Consider the following 5657-nt stretch of genomic DNA (forward strand, 5'->3'; position numbering starts at 1 on the left):
GCCGGCGGCGGCCAGCATCGCGGCGATGTCGACGGCGCCCTGCGCCTTGCGCTTGGCCTGCACCACCATGCCGAGATCGATCCCGACCGCGGCCGCGCCCATCAGCGCGGTGGCCCCGAGCGCCACCAGAACCGCGACCGAGCCGCCCCGGGCCGATCGCAGGTCGCGCGCCCGGCGGCTCACAGCCCGCCCCGGCGCACGCTGACCGTGCTGGTGAAGATGTCCGGCGGCAGCGGGACCAGCTTGCCGAGGGACTTCAGCCCGAGCCCGGAGGAATCGTAGGTGAGCGTGACCGTGTAGACGGTGGCGTCGCTCGGGCTGGTGCCGACCGAGACCCCGACGCTGCCGGCCTTGAACATCGCGCTGGCGGCGAGGCTGCGCTGCACCACCGCCTGGGCGAGGGAGGCGCGCTCGCCGTCGCTGACGCCGGCGACCGAGGCGCGTGCCGCCTCCGCCGCGATATCGCGCAGGGTGTGCGTGGCGCCGAGATAGATGCCGAAGGCGGAGATGCCGGCGAACAGCAGCAGCAGGAGCGGCGTGACCAGCGCGAACTCGACCGCCGCGTTTCCGCCGCGGCAGGCCGCCAGCCTTCCGCCCCCGCGTCCCGCCCTCGTTCCCATCGCACGCGATCCCATGAGCTTGCATCGCAAACCGGCTATGCAACCTACCGTATGGGTTTCGGCTTAAGGAAAGATGTAAATACAATCCGGAGTTGTATATGCCGGTCTCAGGCTGCGGCGGCTTCGTCGCGCGCGGCCGTCAGCATCGCCGCGATCTCGTCGGCCGTGCGCGGCCGGCTGAACAGGAAGCCCTGCATCTCTTGGCAGCCCTCGGCCCGGACGGCGGCGAGCTGTTCCTCGGTCTCGATGCCCTCGACCAGCGTGGTGATGCCGAGGCTGGTGCCGAGGCTCACCAAGGCGCGGATGATCGCCCCGGCCTCGGTCGCCTTCCCGGCATCCTGGACGAAAGACCGATCGATCTTGATCTTGTCGAAGGGGAAGCGGCGCAGGTAGGTCAGGCTCGAGTAGCCGGTCCCGAAATCGTCCATCGAGATGCGGATGCCGGTCCGGCGCAGCAGATGAAGGGTCTCGAGGTTGGCCTCGGTGTCGTCGAGCAGGACGCTCTCGGTGATCTCGAGCTCCAGCCGGTCGGACCGCAACCCGCTCGCGGCCAGGGCGAGCAGCACCGTCTGCGCGAAGGTGCGGTGGCGCAGCTGCACGGCCGAGACGTTGACGGCGACGCTGATCCCGCCCGGCCAGGCGACGGCGTCGCGGCAGGCCCGGTTCAGCACCCATTCCCCGAGGGCGACGATCAGCCCGGTCTCCTCGGCCACCGGGATGAAGGTGGCCGGCGGGATCAGCCCGCGCTGCGGATGGCGCCAGCGGACCAGGGCCTCCAGGCCGGTGACCCGGTTGCTGTCGAGGTTGACCAGCGGCTGGTAATGCACCTCGAACATCCCGTGCTTCAGGGCGTCGGCGAGGTCGCGCTCGATCGCGCGGCGGACCTCGGCGGTCTCGTCCATCGCCGCCTCGAACAGGCAGGCGGTGCCGCGGCCCTTGCCCTTGGCGTGGTAGAGCGCCGTGTCGGCGTTCTTGAGCAGGCGGTCGATGTCGTCGGCCGCCTCGTCGGCGATGGCGATGCCGACGCTCATGCCGATCTCGACGGTGTAGCCGTCGAGATCGTAGGGCGTGCTCACCAGCTCGATCATCCGCTCGGCCAGGGCCAGCGCGCCGGCCGCGTCGGCGACGCGGTGCAGCACCGCGAACTCGTCCCCGCCGAGGCGCGCCACCAGGTCGCCGGTGCGGACCCGCGCGCAGAGCCGTTCGGACACCGCGCGCAGGAGCGCGTCGCCCGCGCCGTGCCCGTGCGTGTCGTTGACCGCCTTGAACCGGTCGAGGTCGAGGCAGAGGATCGCGAGCCGCGTGGTCTCGCCCGCACGCCGCGGCTTGCCGAGCATGCTGAGGCCGTGCTCGCGCAACGCCGTGCGGTTGGGCAGGTCGGTGAGCGCGTCGTGGCGCGCCATGTGCGCGATCCGCGCTTCGTTGCGGCGGCGCTCGGTGATGTCCTCGAAGGTCGAGACCCAGCCGCCGTCCTCGATCGTCCGATAGCACACGGCGAGGATCCGGCCGTCGGCGAGCTCGCGCTGGATCGGCTTCGGGTCCGGGTCGAGCAGGGCCTGGCGCGTGCCCTCGCACAGGACGTCGACGGTGGTGCCTCCGCGATAACAGCCGGCCGCCACCAGCATCGCGCAGATCTCGCGCTGGGACATCCCGATCCGCAGGGCCTCCGGTGCCAGGCCGAAGATCTCGCAATAGCGCTGGTTGTAGACGACGAGGCGCGCCGCCTCGTCGAACAGGCACAGGCCCTGGGTCATGTTGCTCAGCGCCGCCTCGAAGCGCTTGTTCTGCTCCACCAGGCTGGCGTGCGAGGTGCGCAGCTCCGCGAGCGCGTCGGCGAGGGCACTGCGCGCCTGGCCCTCGGAGCTGATGTCAGTGCCGGTGCCGCGATAGCCGCAGAAGGTCCCGTCCGGCGCGACGACGGGCTCGCCGCTGATGCGGAACCAGCGCACGTGGCCGTCGGGATGGGCGTAGGGATAGATGAAGCCGGTGAAGGCCTGCCGCCGGTCGAGCGCCGTGAAGTAGGGCTCCCAGAAGCTGCCGTCGCCGCCGTTCGCGGCGATCGTCATCCGCGACGTGCCGGTCAGCGCGCCGGCGGTTCGGCCGAGGAAGCGTTCCACCTCGGGAGACAGATAGGTGAAGTTCTGCGCGGCATCGGTCTGCCAGACCCAGTCGGAGTCGATCCTCGCGAGCTCTTCCAGGGTTTGAACGGGCATTCGGGCACCATCAGTCGTGATGCGACCCTCCACGACAGGGATTAAGATTTTATTCGCATTCCCTGCCGCGCGTGGGCGCATCGCCGCCGGAGCCCGACGCCCCTGAGCGCGTTTGACGCTGGCGCGCGACGCCGCCACCCGCGGGTCGCGATCGGCGAAGGTTGGAGCAAGGCCCATGTCGAGCGGTGGCGACGATCTGTTTCCCGGGTTCGAGGCGCTGTGGACCGAGGCGGCCTGGGGCAAGGCCTTCGCCCGCGTCGGCGGCCCGGCGGATGCGCCGCCGCTCCTGCTGCTCCACGGCTTCCCGCAGAGCCACGCGCTCTGGCACCGCATCGCCCCCGACCTCGCCCGCGACCACCGCGTGATCTGCCTCGACCTGCCGGGCTACGGCTGGTCGGCCGCTCCAGAGGGCGATCCGGCCCACGACGGCTACTCCAAGCGCCGGATCGGCGGGGCCATCGTCGCGCTGATGGAGCGGATCGGCCATGTCCGCTTCGCGCTCGCCGGGCACGATCGCGGCGCGCGGGTGGCCTACCGCCTCGCCCTGGACCAGCCCGCCCGCGTCTCGACGCTCGCGCTGCTCGACGTCGTGCCGACGGCGGTCCAGTGGGAGCGGATCGAGGCCGCGCCGGGCGCCAACCCGCACTGGCCGTTCCTCGCCGAGCCGGCCCCGAACCCGGAGACCGCGATCGGCAGGGATCCCGACGGCTATTTCCGGACGCTGATCGCCGGCTGGACGTCGGCCAAGGACCTCTCGGCGTTCGACCCGCGCGCGCTCGACCTCTATGCCCAGGCCTGGTCCGTGCCCGAGCGCATCCATGCGATGTGCGAGGATTACCGCGCGGGCGCCGGCCCCGACCGCGCGGCCGACCGGGCCGACATCGCCGCCGGGCGGACCTTGGCGATGCCGGTCCTCGTTCTCGCCAGCAGCCGCTACCTGGATCGCGACAAGCCGGAGACGGCGCTCGCGGCGTGGCGGCGGACGCTGGCGCCGAACGCGGTCGGCGCCGAGATCGAGTCCGGCCACTTCCTGGCCGAGGAGAACCCGGCCGCGACCCTCGCGGCGCTCCGCCCCTTCCTCGAGAATGAAGCTCCGCGCAAAGCGTAACACGGAGGGCTACGCCCGCCGTGGTTGCGCGGCCGCCCTTCGCCTAGCATGCGCCCCGGACCGCCCGAACGGCGGCCGATCGACAAGATCACGTCTTCCGGGAGGATACGCATGACCAAGGGACAGGTCCGTCTCGCGCTGGCGGTCGCGCTCGCCGCGCTCGCCGCACCCGCCGCCGCGCAGGGCTTCTCGGACGGGGTCGTGAAGATCGGCATCCTCAACGACCAGTCCGGCACCTACGCCGAGTTCGGCGGCCGCTCCTCGATCGAGGCGGCGCGGATGGCGGTTGAGGATTTCGGCGGCTCGATGAACGGGACGCCGATCGAGCTCGTCTCCGCCGACCACCAGAACAAGCCCGACATCGCGTCGGGCATCGCGCGGCAATGGTACGACCGCGACAACGTCGACGCGATCATGGAGCTGACGACCTCGTCGGTGGCGCTCGCGGTCCAGGGCCTGTCGAAGGACAAGCGCAAGATCACCATCACCACCGGCGCGGCCACCGCCGACCTCACCGGCAAGGCCTGCACGCCCTACGGCTATCACTGGGCCTACGACACCCACGCGCTCGCGGTCGGCACCGGCGGCGCCCTGGTGCAGCAGGGCGGCGACACCTGGTTCATGCTGACCGCCGACTACGCCTTCGGCTACTCGCTGGAAGCCGAGATCGCCCGCTACGTCACCTCGAAGGGCGGCAAGGTGCTGGGCAACGTCCGCCATCCGCTCTCGGCGCAGGACTTCTCCTCGTTCCTGCTCCAGGCGCAGGGCTCCGGCGCCAAGGTGATCGGGCTGGCCAATGCCGGCCTCGACACCTCCAACAGCATCAAGCAGGCCGCCGAGTTCGGCATCGTCGAGGGCGGGCAGCGGCTCGCGGCGCTGCTGTTCACCCTGGCGGAGGTGAAGGGTCTCGGCCTCAAGGTCGCGCAGGGCCTGACGCTCACCGAGGGCTGGTACTGGGACCTCACCGACGAGACCCGCGCCTTCGGGCAGCGCTTCATGAAGCGCACCGGCAAGATGCCCAACATGATCCACGTCGGCACCTATTCGGCGGTGCTGCAATACCTCAAGGCGGTGAAGGCCGCCGGGACCGACGAGACCGAGGCGGTCAACACGCTGCTGCACACGATGCCGGTCGACGACGTCTTCGCCAAGGGCGGCAAGGTGCTGCCGAACGGGCGCATGGTCCACGACATGTACCTGTTCGAGGTCAAGAAGCCCGCCGAATCCAAGGGCGAGTGGGACCTCTACAGGAAGCTCGCCACCGTGCCCGGACCGGAGGCCTTCGCCACCGCCGAGGCCAGCGGCTGCCCGCTGACGACGGCGGCGAAGTAGGACCGGAAAGCAGGGACGAAGCGGCCGACCCGTGGCGGCCGACTCCCATCCACCCCCCTGATCCTGAGGTGCGGCGCGAGCCGCCGCGAAGGAGACCTCGAAGGAGACCTTGAGGGATCGCGCGTCGGCGGGAGGCCCCCTTCGAGGGCCGCCGAGGCAGGCGCCTCAGGATGAGGCGGCGGGTGGGAGTGACCCTTGCCGAAGGCGCATCGGGGAGACTGTCGCGACGGCCGCCGCTCAGACGGCCATCAGGCGCAGAACGCCCTCGCCGCGGCGGTGGCCCACGGCGGTGACCGCGACCTCCGACAGGCCGCGATCGGCCACGAGCCCGGCTGCCAGGGCGGCCCCGAACGGCGCCGTCACCTCGAGGCCGTGGCCGATCAG

Annotated in this window: 5 protein-coding genes and 1 pseudogene; 2 read left to right on the forward strand and 4 right to left on the reverse strand. The window is 71.2% G+C overall.

The genetic code is table 11. From position 1 onward, the window contains the following. The 3 genes from FV223_RS18635 to FV223_RS18645 all read right to left on the reverse strand — a co-directional run. On the reverse strand, positions 1-183 hold a 183-nt coding region (locus FV223_RS18635), incomplete at its 3' end, for a pilus assembly protein TadG-related protein (RefSeq protein WP_246689727.1). Continuing rightward, complete coding sequence (locus FV223_RS18640) at positions 180-620, reverse strand: TadE/TadG family type IV pilus assembly protein (protein WP_147728412.1); 441 nt, start codon at positions 618-620, stop codon at positions 180-182. The genes FV223_RS18640 and FV223_RS18635, both read right to left, overlap by 4 nt. A gap of 107 nt (positions 621-727) precedes the next feature. After that, positions 728-2833: an EAL domain-containing protein gene (locus tag FV223_RS18645; protein WP_147728413.1), complete on the reverse strand. Its 2106-nt coding sequence runs from the start codon at positions 2831-2833 to the stop codon at positions 728-730. A gap of 175 nt (positions 2834-3008) precedes the next feature. On the opposite strand from FV223_RS18645, the gene FV223_RS18650 reads away from it, so the two are divergent. Continuing rightward, entirely contained in the window at positions 3009-3941 is a 933-nt protein-coding gene (locus tag FV223_RS18650; protein WP_147728414.1) for an alpha/beta hydrolase, read from the forward strand. 111 nt (positions 3942-4052) lie between these two features. Continuing rightward, a complete protein-coding gene (locus FV223_RS18655; protein ID WP_147728415.1) occupies positions 4053-5273 on the forward strand; it encodes an ABC transporter substrate-binding protein in 1221 nt (406 codons plus the stop codon). 237 nt (positions 5274-5510) lie between these two features. On the opposite strand, the pseudogene FV223_RS31920 reads toward FV223_RS18655, so the two are convergent. Next, positions 5511-5657, reverse strand: a pseudogene (locus FV223_RS31920) (beta-ketoacyl-ACP synthase); the annotation flags it as partial.

The organism is Methylobacterium sp. WL116 (assembly GCF_008039455.1).
Lineage (GTDB): Bacteria > Pseudomonadota > Alphaproteobacteria > Rhizobiales > Beijerinckiaceae > Methylobacterium.